Origin of the sequence: Caulobacter sp. 17J65-9 (genome assembly GCF_010975005.1) — a bacterium.
In the GTDB taxonomy this organism is placed as follows: domain Bacteria; phylum Pseudomonadota; class Alphaproteobacteria; order Caulobacterales; family Caulobacteraceae; genus 17J80-11.
Map to the genome: position 1 here is coordinate 1 of NZ_JAAIVC010000103.1, position 13,537 is coordinate 13,537.

Genomic DNA, 13,537 nt, shown 5'->3' on the forward strand with positions numbered 1-13,537 from the left:
GGCCGCGGCCTGGGCCGCCTGGGCGCGGGCGACGGCTTCCGCCTCGGCCTGGGCGCGGGCGGCCGACTGGGCCGCCAGGTCCGAGGCCTTGCCGTTCAGGCTGGACAGCGCGGTCTTCAGCGTCTCCAGCGTGCCGTAGGACTCGCCATTGAGGAACAGGTCGAACACCAGCGGGTCGGAGACGTCGACCGAGGCGGCCAGGCCGCGCGGGGCGCGGTAGGCCTCGCCGGCGGCCAACTGGCGGGCGAAGTAGATGGTGCCGTCGGCCCCGGAGACGACCAGGGTCGCCGCCTTGCGGGCCTGCAGGATCACGCTCGAGGACTGCGGCGCGACGCCGTAGACCGCGCCCTTCGGGTTGAAGGCGGCGCGCACCGGCACGGTCGGGGCGGCGGTCAGGGCCGCGGCCTGGGCCGCGTCGGCGGCGCCGGCTTCGGCCAGCTGGACCTCGAGGCCCGGGGTGACGTAGGCGACCGGCACGGTCTGGTCGGCCGGGGCCGGACGCGGCGCGCCGATGGCCATGCGGCCGCCGGGCACGGCGCCGAGCGACCAGCCTTCCGGCGTGTCGCTGAGGGCGGACGGCGAGACGTGCTGGGCGTTCACCGCGCGCTGGACCACGTTCCAGGCGACGACAGCGCAGATCACCACGCCGGCCACCGCGAACAGGGCGGGCGAGCGCTTCTTGACGTCGTCCAGCTCCGAACCGACCGGCGCCTGCAGGGGCGTCGTGTAGTCCGGGGATTCTTTCTTGTAGAGGTCGGCCGCAGTCTCTTCGTCGAGCCCCAGCGCCTTGGCGTAGGAGCGCACGTAGCCGACCACGAACGGCCGCGAGGGCAGTTGGTCGTAGGCGCCCTGCTCCAGCGCGGACAGATATTCGCGGCGCACGCGGGTGGCTTCCGCCAGCTGCTGCAGCGAACGTCCGGAGGCTTCGCGGGCCCGCTTGAGGCCCTCGCCCAGGGAGGCGGCTTCGGTCAGCGACACAGGCTCGAACGAATCCCAGGCCGGCGAGTGATAGGTCTCGGTCACCGATCCGGAATCCAGCGGAGTCATCGCTTCCGGTCCCCCCTCGGCGCCACGAGCACCGTCCGTGGGACGGTCTCCCTCACCCGTAGGCGCTTTCATAAACAGGCTCTGTGGATAAACCATAGCCGTCTGTTAAAATCAACGTTTCGTTAGTGATTCTTCAGACGGCCACATTCAATTTTCGGACCAGGGACTCGATCTCGGTTCGAACCGATCCTGACGAACTCGCTAGAAGATTCGTGACGCCTCGGCGAGCGGCCTCGCGGTCGCAGGAGAGGATCATCCGCTTCACCGGGCCGATGCCCGCGGGCGGCATGGACAGCCGCGTAAACCCAAGCGCCACAAGGACGAAGGCCTCCAGCGGACGGCCCGCCAGCTCGCCGCAAACCGACACCGGCGTGCCGGTTTCGGCCGCCGCTTTCTGGATTGCGGCCAGAGCGCGCAGGGCCGGCGGCGACAGCGGGTCGTACCGATCTGACACAAGCGGGTTCGTGCGGTCGGCGGCGAACATGTACTGAATCAGGTCGTTCGTGCCGACCGAGACGAAATCGGTCAGCGGCAGCAGCGCGTCGAGGTGCCACAGCAGCGACGGCGCCTCGATCATGGCGCCCACACGCAGCAGGGCCGGCAGCGGCCGGCCGCGGCGGCGGGCCCACTCGCACTCGACCTCGACCAGCTCCTGGGCGGCGCGGAATTCGTCGACCGTGGCCACCAGCGGGAACATGACGCGCAGCTCGCGCCCATGAGCGGCGGCCAAGAGCGCGCGCAGCTGCAGGCGCAGCAGGGCCGGGCGGTCCAGGCCCATGCGCACGGCTCTACGGCCCAGCGCCGGGTTCTCTTCCCGCTCGGTCTCCAGGTAGGGCAGCACCTTGTCGCCGCCGAGGTCGAGCGTGCGGAAGGTGACCGGCTTGCCGCCGGCGGCGTCCAGGACCTTCTCGTAGAGCGCGGTCTGGGCGTTCAGGCGCGGCAGCTCGTCCGAGACCATGAACTGGAACTCGGTGCGGAACAGGCCGATGCCCTCCGCGCCGGTGGCGTCCAGGTTTTCCAGGTCGACCGCCAGGCCCGCGTTCATCAGCAGGGTGACGCGCGAGCCGTCGTGGGTGACGGCCGGGGTGTCCTTCAGCCGCTCGAACTCGGCCCGGCGCTGGGCGCGCACGGCCATGCGGGCGGTGAAGGCCTCGACCATGTCCGCCCGCGGACGCAGGTAGGCCTCGGCGGTCTCGCCGTCGACCAGCACCGGGTCGCCCTGGGAAAGGCGGTCGCGCAGGCCCGACAGGCGGCCGACGCAGGGGATCTGCAGGGCGCGGGCGACGATGGCCGCGTGGCTGGCGGCGGAGCCCTCTTCCAGCAGCAGGCCGCGCAGCTTCTCGCGCGGGTATTCCAGCAGGTCGGCCGGCCCGAGGTTGCGGGCGACCAGAACCATGTCGTCGGGCAGCTCGCGCTGACCCGGAGTCTCGCCGGCCAGCACCCGCAGCAGGCGGTTGGCCAGGTCTTCCAGGTCGTGCAGGCGCTCGCGCAGATAGGGGTCGCGGGCCTGGGCGAAGCGGGCGCGGTGCTCGTTGCGCACGCGCTCGACCGCGGCTTCCGAGGTCAGGCCGGAGCGCACCGCGTCCTCGAGGCTGCGGTTCCAGCCGCGGTCCTCGGCGAACATGCGGTAGGTCTCGAGCACCTCGTAGGAGGGGCCGGCCAGGCCGTGCTGCCCCTCCAGCATCTCGTCGATGTGCGAGCGCATGGCGGCGAGCGCCTGCTTCAGGCGGCCCTCCTCGGCCACGATGTCGTCGGCCAGCAGGCGCTCGGGCGCGACGGGCGCCTCGTGCAGCACCACCCGGCCCATGGCCAGGCCGTCGGCCAGCTTCAGCCCGCGCAGGCGCTCGGGCCGGTGCGGGGCGAGCTCGACGTCCTTCAGCTCAGCGATGCCGACCAGCTCGCCGGAGGCGACCATCTCGGCCACCACCATGGCGATGGTCTCGAGGTCCTCGACCTCGTCCTGGTCGTAGACCCGCGCGGCGCGGTTCTGGACGATCAGCACCCCGATGGTGCGCCCGCCGCGCAGCAGCGGCACGCCCAGGAAGGAGTGGAACGGGTCTTCGCCGGTTTCCGGGCGGTAGGAGAAGCTCGGATGGGTCGGCGCGTCGGGCAGGTTCAGCGGCGTGGCCGAACGGGCGACCTCGCCGACCAGGCCTTCGCCGGAGCGCAGCCGGGTCTTGTGGACGGCGTCGGGGTTCAGGCCCTCGGTGGCGAACAGCTCCATCTCGCCGGACGCGCGGCGCAGATAGATCGAGCACACCTCGGCCACCATGGACCGCGCGATGATGGAGACGGTCTGGTCGAGACGCTGCTGGGCGGGCCCGCCGCCCGCCATCACTTCCCTGATCTGACGAAGGAGGCTTCTCGGTCCTCTCGCCGCCAGCCCTCCCTTCATCATCGTGGGACGCCCTCCTCGCGTCTGGAAACCTAAGCGGTTTTCCTAGACCTGTTCCAGTCCGTAAGCGGCGTGAAGCGCGCGAACCGCCAATTCGGTGTAGGCGGCGTCGATCAGCACGCTGATCTTGATCTCGGACGTCGAGATCGCCTGGATCTTGATGCCCTTGTCGGCCAGGGCCTTGAACATGGCCTGGGCGACGCCGGCGTGGGAGCGCATGCCCACGCCCACCACCGAGATCTTGGCCACGTCCTCGTCGGCGCGGACCTCCTCGAAGCCGATCTCGGCGTGGTTGGCCTTCATGATCTCGACGGCGCGGGCGGCGTCGCGGCGGCCCACGGTGAAGATCATGTTGGTGGTGTCGGCGGTGCGCGCCTGCGACTGGACGATCATGTCCACGTTGACGTTGGCGTCGGCCAGTTTGGTGAAGATGGTCGCCGGCACGCCGGTCTGGTCGGGCAGGCCCAGCAGGGTCACCTTCGCCTCGTCACGGCTGTAGGCCACGCCGCTCACGATCCGCTTTTCCACGATCTCTTCCTCGTCGCACACAAGGGTGCCCGAATTGTCCGCCGCGCCCGGCTCGGCGAAGGACGACAGCACGCGCACCGGCACCTTGTGGGCCATGGCGAGCTCGACCGAGCGGGTCTGCAGCACCTTGGCCCCCAGGGAGGCCATCTCCAGCATCTCCTCGTAGGAGATCTTCTCCAGCCGCCGGGCCTTGGCCTCGATGCGCGGGTCGGTCGTGTAGACGCCGTCGACGTCGGTGTAGATGTCGCAGCGCGACGCCTGCAGCGCCGCCGCCACCGCCACCGCCGAGGTGTCCGAGCCGCCGCGGCCCAGCGTGGTGATCTTGCCGTCGCGGGTGACGCCCTGGAAACCGGGGATGATCGCGATCTCGCCGGCGTCGACCGCCGCGGCCAGCTTCTCGGGCGGGATGTCCTCGATGCGGGCCTTGCCGTGGGCGTCGTCGGTCAGGATCGGCACCTGCCAGCCCATCCATGAGCGCGCGTTCAGGCCCATGTTGCGCAGCGTCATGGCCAGCAGGCCGGCGGTGACCTGCTCGCCCGAGCCGACCACCACGTCGTATTCGTCGTCCGACATCGGCAGGCCCGAGGCGGCGGCGCCCGCGCCGTCGGTCCAGGCGACCAGCTCGTTGGTCTTGCCGGCCATGGCCGAGACCACCACGGCGACCTTCTTGCCCATGGCCGCCTCGGCGGCGACGATGCGGGCGGCGCGACGGATGCGTTCGAGGTCGGCCATCGACGTGCCCCCGAACTTCATCACCAGCCGCGTCATGCGAAGCACCCCCGAGAGCTTTCCCCGGCTCTTTGAGCGGGGAAATGCTCAGAACATATTAAGACTGACCATTCCTTCGACGGGGCATGGTCTTCGCGTGTCCGGGCTTGTCAGACAGCGCCTGCGCCGTCATGTCGGACACGGAAAATCGCGACCGCTTCTAACGGCGGCGCGCAGGAGCCGCAATGCGCGATAGCACCGATCAGGCCCAGGGTTTCAGCGTCGACCCGGAAGAGGTCGCCCGCTTCTCGGCGCTGGCGGCCAAGTGGTGGGACGCCAAGGGCGAGTTCGCGCCGCTGCACAAGTTCAACCCGGTGCGGCTGGGCTTCATCCGCGACCGCGCCTGCGCCCGCTTCGGCCGCGATCCGAAGGCGCGCGAGCCGTTCAAGGGCCTGAAGCTGCTCGACATCGGCTGCGGCGGCGGTCTGCTGTCCGAACCCATGCGGCGGATGGGCTTCGAGGTCACCGCGGTGGACGCCTCGGAGCGCAACATCGGCACGGCCAGGGCCCACGCCGAACAGCAGGGCCTGGACATCGGCTACCGCTGCGCCACCGCCGAGCAACTGGCCGCCGAGGGCGCCGGCCCGTTCGACGTGGTGCTGAACATGGAGGTGGTCGAGCACGTCGCCGACCCCGGCCGCTACCTGCGCGAATGCGCCGGCCTGGTCGCGCCGGGCGGGATGATGATCGTCGCCACCCTAAACCGCACGGCCAAGGCGCTCGCGCTCGCCGTGGTCGGGGCCGAATACGTGCTGCGCTGGCTGCCGCCGGGCACCCACGACTGGAAGAAGTTCCTCAAGCCGGAGGAGGTGCGCGAGTACCTGGCCGGCGCGGGCGTGGAGGTCAGCGGCCCGTACGGCGTCGCCTACAACCCGCTGACCGACCGCTGGTCGGAGTCGAACGACACGGCGGTGAACTACATGATGGTGGCGACCAAGCCGGGGGCCTAAGGCGCCCGGCCGATCGTCGGCAGCACCAGACCCGCGCGCGCCGCCTCGCTCGACAGCGCGCCGTCGGGATAGAGCGCGCGCAGCGCACCCCGGTCGAGGCGGCCTTCCGCGCCCGCGTAGAACGCCTCGAACGTAGGCGCCGGCACGACCGTGCGCGCCAGCTCCTCATGGACCAGGGCCAGGAAGGCCAGGGTGACGGTCTCGTTGTAGCGCTCGGGACGACCGGCCCGGGCGACCAGGGCCTGCAGGCCGGCGCGCATGGCCAGGTAGGCCTCGTGGAACGGCCGGCCCATAGGGCCCAGCAGGGCCCAGGCGACGCGGACGTGGTCGGCGTGGCTGAAGCTCGCCGGATCGAGTTCGCCGCGCTCGAAGGCGGCGACCAGGGCGTGGTCGGCGTCGGTCATCAGGGGATCAGCAGGGTGGAGCCGGACGTCTCCGAGGCTTCCAGCGCGCGGTGCGCCGCTTCGGCTTCGACCAGGGGCCGCTCGGCGCCGACGCGCACCTTGACCGCCCCGGAGCGGACGGCCTCGAACACCGCCGCGGCGCTGGCGTCCAGCTCCTCGGTCGTCGCGATGTAGTCGAATAGGGTCGGGCGGGTGAAATAGACCGACCCGGCACGCATCAGCGCCAGGGCGTCGACCGGCGGGACCGGGCCGGACGCGTTGCCGTAGGTGACCAGCACGCCGCGCCGGCCCAGGCTGGCCAGCGACGTCTCGAAGGTCGCCTTGCCGACGCCGTCAAAGACCACGCGCACGCCCTCACCGCCGGTGATCTCGCGCACGCGCGCGGCGACGTCCTGCACCTTGTGCAGGATCACGTGGGCGCAGCCGTCGGCCTGCGCCTGCGCGGCCTTGGCGGACGAGCCCACCGAACCGATCACCGTCGCGCCCAGAGCGTGGGCCCACTGCACCAGGATCGAGCCCACCCCGCCGGCCGCGGCGTGGACCAGCACGGCCTCGCCGGCCGCCACCGGCGCGCAGCGGCGCAGCAGGAACTCGGCGGTCATGCCCTTCAGCAGGACGGCCGCCGCGGTCTTCGCGGAGACGTCGTCGGGCAGGCGCACCGCCCGCCCCTCGGCCACGACGCGATACTCGGCATAGCTCCCGAAGCCGCCCGCGTAACCGACCCGCTCGCCCGGCCGAAAGCGGGTCACGCCCGGGCCGACCGCCTCGACCACCCCCGCCCCCTCGCCGCCCAGCACCAGCGGCAGCTGCACGGGATAGAGGCCGCTGCGGTGATAGGTGTCGATGTAGTTCAGCCCGACCGCCTCCTGACGGACCAGGATCTCGCCCGGCCCCGGCGTCGGGACCGGCAGGTCGACGACCTGCAGCACTTCGGGTCCGCCGGTACGCTGGATCTGGACGGCCTTCATCGATCTGTCCTCCTCAGGTGGTCAGGCGGCGCATCATGTAGCGGGCGTCCGGACCATAGCTCTTCAGCTTGTCGCGGATCGCCGGGGTCTCGCGCTCCTCGAAGCCCAGCTTGCGCCAGAACGGGGCGGCCTCGTTGACCGCGACCAGGGCGACCGCCGGCCAGCCGGCGGCGGCGACCTCGTGCAGCAGGCGCACGACCGCACGCGCCGCGCGCCCGCCGCCACGGGCTTCGGGCGCCAGGGCCAGGTCGTGCAGGTAGATCAGGTCGGCGTCGGCCGGGATCGCGCCGAGACGGGTGTTCAGCGGCGGGATCTGGTCGGCCCGCCAGGGATAGGCGACCAGATAGCCCTGGGCCGGCTCGCCCAGGGCGAGGCAGCCGTCCGGATAGAGCGCAAGGCGCTCGGCGAACACCTCGCGGTCCTCGGGATGGTCGGGAAACGACACGCGGGCGACCTCGACGACCGCGTCGAGGTCGGCCTCGCTCATGCGCCGCCAGTCCGGCGCGGTGGTCATCAGTTCACCTTGGCCTTGGGGACCGGCGCGGCGGCCGGCGGCAGGGGCGCGACGTTGACGCCGGCCTCGGCCAGCTCGGCGACCTCCTTGGGCGTGGCTTCGCCGTAGATGCCGCGGTCCTCGGCCGCGCCGTCCTTGATGGCCAGCGCCTCTTTGGCGAAGGCGTCGCCGACATAGTCGAACTCAGCCTCGACGTGAGCACGGATCTTGCCCATGGCCTCCATGACCAGGGTCTGGATCTGGGCGGCGCGCTCGGCCTTGAAGGCGGTCTTCTTGGTGCCGGAGACGGCCGGGGCCATGATCGCCTTGCGCACCTGGCGCGAGGCGCAGAACGGACACTCCACCAGCCCGCGGGCCGCCTGGTCGTCGTAGTCGCCGGACGAGGCGAACCAGACCTCGAAGTCGTGGTCGTGCTCGCAGAGGAGCGCGTAACGGATCACGGACCCACAAACTCCCGATCGTGGGTCAGCTGCGGGATGGCCCGGCGCGCCTTGTCCACGAGACTGAGATCCAGCGTCGCGCGCAGCACGCCCGGCGCGTCGTCCTCGGCCCGGGCCAGCACCTCGCCCCACGGCGAGATCACCACGCTGCGGCCCCAGGTCTTGCGCCCGTCCTCGTGCTCGCCGCCCTGGGCGGGAGCGAGCACGAAGGCGCCGGTCTCGATGGCGCGGGCGCGCAGCATCACCTCCCAGTGGGCCTCGCCGGTCGGGCGGGTGAAGGCGGCCGGCACGGCGATCATCGAGGCGCCGGCCCGGGCCAGCGCCCGGTACAGGTGCGGGAAGCGCACGTCGTAGCAGATGCTCAGGCCCAGTCCGCCCCACGGCGTCTCGGCGACCGTCGCGTGCGCGCCAGGGCGAATGCTCTCGGACTCGCGGTGGCGCTCGCCGGTCGGCAGGTCGACGTCGAAGACGTGCAGCTTGTCGTAGGTCGCCTTCACCGCCCCGTCCGGCCCGACCAGGATCGAGCGGTTGGCGGCGCGCGGATCGGCCGGATCGCCGGTCTTCACGATGGCCGAGCCGATCAGCAGCCAGATGCCGAGCTCGGCGGCCAGCGCGCGCAGGCCCCGCACCACCGGATCGGCGTCCTGGTCCTGGATCACCGCCAGCCGGCGATCACGGCGCTGCTCGAGGATGTTGGTCCCCTCGGGCGTCAGCACCAGCTTGGCGCCCCCGGCCGCCGCCTCGCGCACCAGCGGCTCGACCTGCGCCCACGCAGCCGCGTGGTCGGCGGGGGTGTTCAGCTGGATCAGGGCAACGTCGAGGATTTCGGCCATGGACTTACAGTCTGCAAAGGTCGGTCGAGCTTGAGCCCGACCGACGTCCAGGCGTCAAGCGGCGAGCAGGCGGTCCAGTTCACCGCGGCGCTCCAGCTCGTGCAGGTCGTCGCAACCGCCCACGTGCTGTTCGCCGATGAAGATCTGCGGATAGGTCATGCGGCCCGAGCGGCGGATCATCTCCTCGCGCATCTCCGGATCGGCGGAGGCCACGATCTCTTCGTAGGCGACGCCTTTGCGCTGAAGCAGGGCCTGGGCACGGACGCAGTACGGACAGGACGGCTTGGTGTAGATCACGACAGGGGGCACGAAAAACTCCGCTCAGGCCACCGAAAGCTCACGGTCATATAGAAACGTCGCCGCGCTCGCGCACCCGCGACACGACGCCTAGGTCCACCGCCCGCGCGCCAGCCTTCAGCAGGGCCCTGGCGCAGGCCTCGGCGGTCGCGCCGGTGGTCATGACGTCGTCGATCAATAGAACGCGCCGGCCCTTGACCCGCTTCGCCGCGGCGGCCGGCACGTCGAAGGCGCCGGCCACGTTGCGGCGGCGTCCCGAACCCGACTTGCCGCCCTGGCTGGAGGTCGCGCGAGCCCGGACCAGCACGTCGGGCAGGTATTCAAGCCCCGAGCGTTTCGCCAGCGGCCGGGCGATCTCGGCCGCCTGGTTGTAGCGACGCTTGAGCAGGCGCAGGGGGTGAAGCGGCACCGGCACGATCGCGTCGGCGTCGGCCACCAGGTCGGCGGCCGAACGGCCGATCCAGGCCGCGAACAGCCCGGCCAGTTCGGTGCGGTCAGCGTGCTTGAACTGCAGGATCAGGTCGCGCGAGTGCTCGTCGTAGAGACAGGCGGCGCGGGCGCGCGCGAACGCGAAGGGCCGCGCCTGGCAGCCGGCGCAGCGCGCGCCGAGATCGTACTCGAACGGAATTCCGCAGCCGTCGCAGACCGGCGCGTCGAGGAAGACCACCTTGGACCAGGCCTCGGCCGACAGTCCGGCCGCTTGCGGAAAGCGGCCGCCGTCGAAGGCCTGCGGCGGGAAAAGCGCGTCGACGCAGCGGCGGACGGCCTCGCGCACGCGCGCGCCGGGTTTGACGAAATCGAGAAGCGCCCCATGTTCGCGGCGTCTCAAGTTCGAAATCATGTCCGGCCCGCCCCTCCTCTTCGACCGTTCCCTGCATCGCCGCCGCCTCGACCGGGCCGCGCGCGCTTACGCCGACGCCGACTTCCTCAAGGTGCGGGCCGCGACCGACGCGGTCGAACGCCTGGAAGCCATAATGCGCAGCTTCCCGCTGGCCGTCGACCTCGGCGCGCGCGACGGGAGCTTCGCGCGCCTGCTGGCCGACAGCCCGGCGCGCGAGCGGGTGGGGGCGCTGATCGAAGCCGACCTGTCGGCCGCCATGCTGGCGAACCGCCCCGGTCCGCGCGTCGTCGTCGACGAGGAGCGCCTGCCGTTCGCGCCGGAGAGCCTGGACCTGGTGGTCTCGACCCTGGCCCTGCACTGGACCAACGACCTGCCCGGCGCCCTGGTGCAGATCCGTCGCGCGCTGAAGCCGGACGGCCTGTTCCTGGGCGCCTTCTTCGGCGGCCTGACCCTGACCGAACTGCGCCAGGCCTTGCTGCAGGCCGAGGACGAGATCCGCGGCGGTACGGGACCGCGCGTCTCGCCGTTCGCCGACGCCTTCGACGCCGCGGGCCTGTTGCAGCGCGCGGGCTTCGCCCTGCCGGTCAGCGACGTGGACCGGGTGACGGTGCGCTATTCGCATCCGCTGAAGCTGCTGGCCGACCTGCGGACCATGGGCGAGACCAACGTGCTGCTCGACCGGCCGAAGCGGCCGCTGAGCCGCGCCGTCCTCGCGCGCGCGTGCGAGATCTATATCGAGCGGTTCGCCGAAGCCGACGGGCGCGTGCCCGCGACCTTCGAGATCGTCACGGCGACGGGCTGGGCCCCGCACGAAAGCCAGCAGAAGCCGCTGAAGCCCGGCTCGGCCAAGGTTCGCCTGGCCGACGCCCTGCACGCGGTGGAGCAGAAGGCCGGGGATAAAGCCGGCTGACGCCCTACTTGGTGGCGCTCACGATGGCGTCGCTGGCCGCCTCGAAGATGTCGACCGCGCGGGTGGTGAACAGCTGCACAGCGCCGAGGATGGCGAGGAACATCAGGGCCAGGATCAGGCCGTACTCGATGGCCGTCGCCCCGCGCTCGTTCTTCAGGAACCGCTTCAGCACACGCACTCGCGCCATGGTCGCCCCCTCAGAGAAAGTCGCGCAGATACGCGACCAACGGCTCGTCGGCCGGGGGCATGGGGTAGTCGGTCAGGCGGTTTGGCTTCACCCAAGCAAGCGCTGAGTGCCACCGGGCCTGGACCACGCCCTCCCATCGACGGCACAGCCAAAGTGGCATCAGAAGGTGAAACGTTTCGTAAGAAAAAGAGCTAAAAACGAAGGGCGCGAGACAGGCTTCTTTGACCTGAATCCCAAGCTCCTCCTCGAGTTCGCGTATTAACGCTTTCTCCGGAGTTTCACCCGGTTCGACCTTACCGCCGGGGAATTCCCAGGTGCCCCCCAGCTGCTTGCCCTCGGGCCGCTGACCGATCAGCACGCGGCCGTCGACGTCGACCAGGGCGGCCGCCGCGACCAGCACCATGGGCTTGGGGGTCTCGCTCGTCATGCGCACTCGTAGTCCCAGATTTGTTGGAAAGGCTGACCGGAGTCGGCCCGCACCTGCAGGGTGAACCAGTCGAACAGGTCCTGCGGCCGCACCGCGGCCTCGGCGGCGAGCGGCGCGAGCTCGGCCGGGCTCGTGTTGTAGGTGAAGAGGACCATCGCCTCGACGTCCGAGGCGTTCGCCAGGGCGGCCACCGTCGCCGGGCCCTGCATGAATTTCAGATGGCCCAGCTCGCCGTCGTATCCGTCGTGCACGGCGTTGAACAACGGCGCGGGCGCCGCACATTTCGAACAGGTCGCGATCAGGCCGACCGCGTCCTGGGCTTGCTCGGCGCCGTTCGACCAGTGCGAAGTGACCTCGGAAAAGGCGAACCGGGCGCCCCCGCAGCGGCGGCACCCCAGCTTGAAGCCGACCGACGCGCCCTCGTCGAACGCGCCCAGCCGGTAGGGCGCCGTCGTGAAACTTCCGACACAGCGCGGCGGCGTGGCGACGACCGCCTCGGCGAAAGCGTCCGGCGTCATCCCCGCGCCCCGTTCGTCAGGACCGGTAGTCCCCGTTGATCTCGACGTAGCGCTTGGTCAGGTCGCAGGTCCACACGGTGGCGGTCCCGCGGCCGACGCCGACGTCGACCGACACCTCCAGCTCGGGCCGCTTCATGTAGGCGCTCATCTTCGCCTCGTCGTAGGTCGGCGAGACCGCGCCCTCGTGGGCGGCGACCAGATCGCCGAACTTCACCGACAGGTGGTCGCGGTCGATCGGCTCCTCGGTCTTGCCGACGGCCATGACGATGCGGCCCCAGTTGGCGTCCTCGCCGGCGAAGGCGGTCTTCACCAGCGGGCTCTCGCAGATCGACTTGGCGATGCGGCGGGCCGAGTGCGGGGACTGGGCGCCGGTGACCGTCACCTTGACGAACTTGGTCGCGCCCTCGCCGTCGCGGACCAGTTGCCAGGCGAGGTCCAGCATGACCGCTTCCAGCTTCTCGCGGAATTCGGCCAGGCGACGGTCGCCGGCGCGCGAGATGCGCGGCGCGCCCGAGGCGCCGGTGGCGAACATCAGGCAGGTGTCGTTGGTCGAGGTGTCGCCGTCGACCGTGACGCTGTTGAAGGTGGTGCGGACGTTGACCCCCAGCAGGGTGCGCAGCACCGCCGGCGACAGGTTGGCGTCGGTGGCGATGAAGGCCAGCATGGTCGCCATGTCCGGCGCGATCATGCCCGAGCCCTTGGCGATGCCGGCGATGCGCACGACGTGGCCGTCGATCTCGGCGGTGGCGTAGGCCCCCTTCGGGAAGGTGTCGGTGGTCATGATCGCCTGGCCCGCGGCGGCCCAGGCGTCGGCCGAGAGGCGGCCCTCCACCTCCGGCAGGCGGGCGGCGATCTTGCCGTCGTCCAGCACCACGCCGATCACGCCGGTCGAGGCCAGCATGACGTCGCGCTGGCGGCAGTCGAAGCGCTTGGCCACGGCCGAAGCGGTGCGGCGGGCGGCGTCGGCCCCCGGCTTGCCGGTGAAGGCGTTGGCGCAGCCGGCGTTGACCACCAGGGCGCACACGCCCTCGCCGCCGGTCGCTTCCAGCTGGCGCTTGCACCAGTCGACCGGGGCCGAGCCCACCGTGTGGCGGGTGAAGACGCCGGCGCAGGACGCGCCTTCCGGGAAGTGGAAGACCACCAGGTCTTCGCGCTCGTGCTTGTAGAAGCCGGCCCGGCCGGTCGCGATCTCCACGCCGGCGATCGGCGGGATGACCGGGAACGGCACGGCCAGGGGCGAGACCTGCAGGCCGGGCTTGCCGGGCGCTGCGGCCGGGGCCGCCGGGGCGGACTCGGTCTCGAACTGGCGCGTGTCTCGGTCCGCTCGTTTAAGGGCCGCGCTCTTCCAGGCGGCCTTCAGCGGGTCGATGGCCTTCTCGAGGGTCTGGCCGACCAGGTCGACCGGGGTTGCGCCGGGCTTCTTAGACGAGGGAACTCTACTCAACGGGCCGCCTCCTTGGCGGGAACTTTGGCGGGAGCCGGCGCGACGCCGGCGGTCGCGGCCTTGGCG

The 13,537-nt window shown here is 71.2% G+C and carries 16 protein-coding genes; 2 read left to right on the forward strand and 14 right to left on the reverse strand.

Annotated features, from left to right (window positions below; genetic code table 11):
- The 3 genes from G3573_RS14440 to G3573_RS14450 form a co-directional block, all read right to left on the reverse strand.
- The coding region (locus G3573_RS14440; RefSeq protein WP_163261942.1) for a helix-turn-helix domain-containing protein at positions 1 to 1,047 on the reverse strand (1,047 nt) is incomplete at its 3' end.
- A 133-nt stretch (positions 1,048 to 1,180) separates the two neighbouring features.
- Positions 1,181 to 3,445 (reverse strand): phosphoenolpyruvate--protein phosphotransferase, encoded by a 2,265-nt coding sequence (ptsP, locus tag G3573_RS14445; RefSeq protein WP_163261943.1) that lies wholly within the window; start codon positions 3,443 to 3,445, stop codon positions 1,181 to 1,183.
- A 42-nt stretch (positions 3,446 to 3,487) separates the two neighbouring features.
- The gene (locus tag G3573_RS14450) at positions 3,488 to 4,738 is read right to left on the reverse strand and encodes an aspartate kinase (protein ID WP_163261944.1); all 1,251 of its coding nucleotides are present in this window, start codon (positions 4,736 to 4,738) and stop codon (positions 3,488 to 3,490) included.
- Between the two features lie 185 nt (positions 4,739 to 4,923).
- On the opposite strand from G3573_RS14450, the gene ubiG reads away from it, so the two are divergent.
- On the forward strand, positions 4,924 to 5,688 hold the full coding sequence (ubiG, locus tag G3573_RS14455; protein WP_163261945.1) for a bifunctional 2-polyprenyl-6-hydroxyphenol methylase/3-demethylubiquinol 3-O-methyltransferase UbiG: 765 nt from the start codon (positions 4,924 to 4,926) through the stop codon (positions 5,686 to 5,688).
- Here the strand turns inward: ubiG and G3573_RS14460 are convergent.
- From G3573_RS14460 to G3573_RS14490, 7 genes are read right to left on the reverse strand one after another with little or no spacing between them, the layout of a single operon-like run.
- Entirely contained in the window at positions 5,685 to 6,092 is a 408-nt protein-coding gene (locus G3573_RS14460; protein WP_163261946.1) for a hypothetical protein, read from the reverse strand. The genes ubiG and G3573_RS14460 overlap by 4 nt on opposite strands.
- Positions 6,092 to 7,060, reverse strand: a complete 969-nt coding sequence (locus G3573_RS14465) for a quinone oxidoreductase (RefSeq protein WP_163261947.1) — start codon at positions 7,058 to 7,060, stop codon at positions 6,092 to 6,094. The genes G3573_RS14460 and G3573_RS14465 overlap by 1 nt, the downstream gene beginning before the upstream one ends.
- Positions 7,061 to 7,073: 13 nt before the next feature.
- Positions 7,074 to 7,574 carry a GNAT family N-acetyltransferase gene (locus G3573_RS14470; RefSeq protein WP_240454718.1) on the reverse strand — a complete coding sequence of 167 codons (501 nt, stop codon included), beginning with the start codon at positions 7,572 to 7,574 and terminating at the stop codon, positions 7,074 to 7,076.
- Entirely contained in the window at positions 7,574 to 8,014 is a 441-nt protein-coding gene (locus G3573_RS14475; RefSeq protein WP_163261948.1) for a DUF1178 family protein, read from the reverse strand. Before G3573_RS14475 ends, G3573_RS14470 begins: the two co-directional genes overlap by 1 nt.
- Entirely contained in the window at positions 8,011 to 8,847 is an 837-nt protein-coding gene (locus tag G3573_RS14480) for a carbon-nitrogen hydrolase family protein (protein WP_163261949.1), read from the reverse strand. The genes G3573_RS14475 and G3573_RS14480 overlap by 4 nt, the downstream gene beginning before the upstream one ends.
- 54 nt (positions 8,848 to 8,901) lie before the next feature.
- Positions 8,902 to 9,156: a glutaredoxin 3 gene (gene grxC, locus G3573_RS14485; RefSeq protein WP_163261950.1), complete on the reverse strand. Its 255-nt coding sequence runs from the start codon at positions 9,154 to 9,156 to the stop codon at positions 8,902 to 8,904.
- A gap of 34 nt (positions 9,157 to 9,190) precedes the next feature.
- Positions 9,191 to 9,835 carry a ComF family protein gene (locus G3573_RS14490; protein WP_240454722.1) on the reverse strand — a complete coding sequence of 215 codons (645 nt, stop codon included), beginning with the start codon at positions 9,833 to 9,835 and terminating at the stop codon, positions 9,191 to 9,193.
- A 148-nt stretch (positions 9,836 to 9,983) separates the two neighbouring features.
- Between G3573_RS14490 and G3573_RS14495 the strand changes: the two genes are divergently transcribed.
- Positions 9,984 to 10,895, forward strand: coding sequence for a methyltransferase domain-containing protein (locus G3573_RS14495; RefSeq protein ID WP_163261952.1), 912 nt, complete (start codon positions 9,984 to 9,986; stop codon positions 10,893 to 10,895).
- 4 nt (positions 10,896 to 10,899) lie between these two features.
- On the opposite strand, the gene G3573_RS14500 is transcribed toward G3573_RS14495, so the two are convergent.
- The 4 genes from G3573_RS14500 to argJ are packed head-to-tail and all read right to left on the reverse strand — an operon-like array spanning position 10,900 to position 13,423.
- Entirely contained in the window at positions 10,900 to 11,082 is a 183-nt protein-coding gene (locus G3573_RS14500; RefSeq protein ID WP_163261953.1) for a Flp family type IVb pilin, read from the reverse strand.
- Between the two features lie 10 nt (positions 11,083 to 11,092).
- Positions 11,093 to 11,509: a (deoxy)nucleoside triphosphate pyrophosphohydrolase gene (locus G3573_RS14505; RefSeq protein ID WP_163261954.1), complete on the reverse strand. Its 417-nt coding sequence runs from the start codon at positions 11,507 to 11,509 to the stop codon at positions 11,093 to 11,095.
- Positions 11,506 to 12,027: a hypothetical protein gene (locus G3573_RS14510; RefSeq protein WP_163261955.1), complete on the reverse strand. Its 522-nt coding sequence runs from the start codon at positions 12,025 to 12,027 to the stop codon at positions 11,506 to 11,508. The genes G3573_RS14505 and G3573_RS14510 overlap by 4 nt, the downstream gene beginning before the upstream one ends.
- Before the next feature lie 16 nt (positions 12,028 to 12,043).
- Complete coding sequence (argJ, locus tag G3573_RS14515; RefSeq protein ID WP_240454724.1) at positions 12,044 to 13,423, reverse strand: bifunctional glutamate N-acetyltransferase/amino-acid acetyltransferase ArgJ; 1,380 nt, start codon at positions 13,421 to 13,423, stop codon at positions 12,044 to 12,046.
- Positions 13,424 to 13,537 lie beyond the last annotated feature (114 nt).

Excerpts from the sequence above, each read along its gene's own strand:
- ptsP (WP_163261943.1), bottom strand. The coding sequence starts at position 3,445 with ATGATGAAGGGAGGGCTGGCGGCGAGAGGACCGAGAAGCCTCCTTCGT.
- G3573_RS14450 (WP_163261944.1), bottom strand. The coding sequence starts at position 4,738 with ATGACGCGGCTGGTGATGAAGTTCGGGGGCACGTCGATGGCCGACCTC.
- ubiG (WP_163261945.1), top strand. The coding sequence starts at position 4,924 with ATGCGCGATAGCACCGATCAGGCCCAGGGTTTCAGCGTCGACCCGGAA.
- G3573_RS14460 (WP_163261946.1), bottom strand. The coding sequence starts at position 6,092 with ATGACCGACGCCGACCACGCCCTGGTCGCCGCCTTCGAGCGCGGCGAA.
- G3573_RS14465 (WP_163261947.1), bottom strand. The coding sequence starts at position 7,060 with ATGAAGGCCGTCCAGATCCAGCGTACCGGCGGACCCGAAGTGCTGCAG.
- G3573_RS14470 (WP_240454718.1), bottom strand. The coding sequence starts at position 7,574 with ATGACCACCGCGCCGGACTGGCGGCGCATGAGCGAGGCCGACCTCGAC.
- G3573_RS14480 (WP_163261949.1), bottom strand. The coding sequence starts at position 8,847 with ATGGCCGAAATCCTCGACGTTGCCCTGATCCAGCTGAACACCCCCGCC.
- G3573_RS14495 (WP_163261952.1), top strand. The coding sequence starts at position 9,984 with ATGTCCGGCCCGCCCCTCCTCTTCGACCGTTCCCTGCATCGCCGCCGC.
- G3573_RS14500 (WP_163261953.1), bottom strand. The coding sequence starts at position 11,082 with ATGGCGCGAGTGCGTGTGCTGAAGCGGTTCCTGAAGAACGAGCGCGGG.
- G3573_RS14505 (WP_163261954.1), bottom strand. The coding sequence starts at position 11,509 with ATGACGAGCGAGACCCCCAAGCCCATGGTGCTGGTCGCGGCGGCCGCC.
- G3573_RS14510 (WP_163261955.1), bottom strand. The coding sequence starts at position 12,027 with ATGACGCCGGACGCTTTCGCCGAGGCGGTCGTCGCCACGCCGCCGCGC.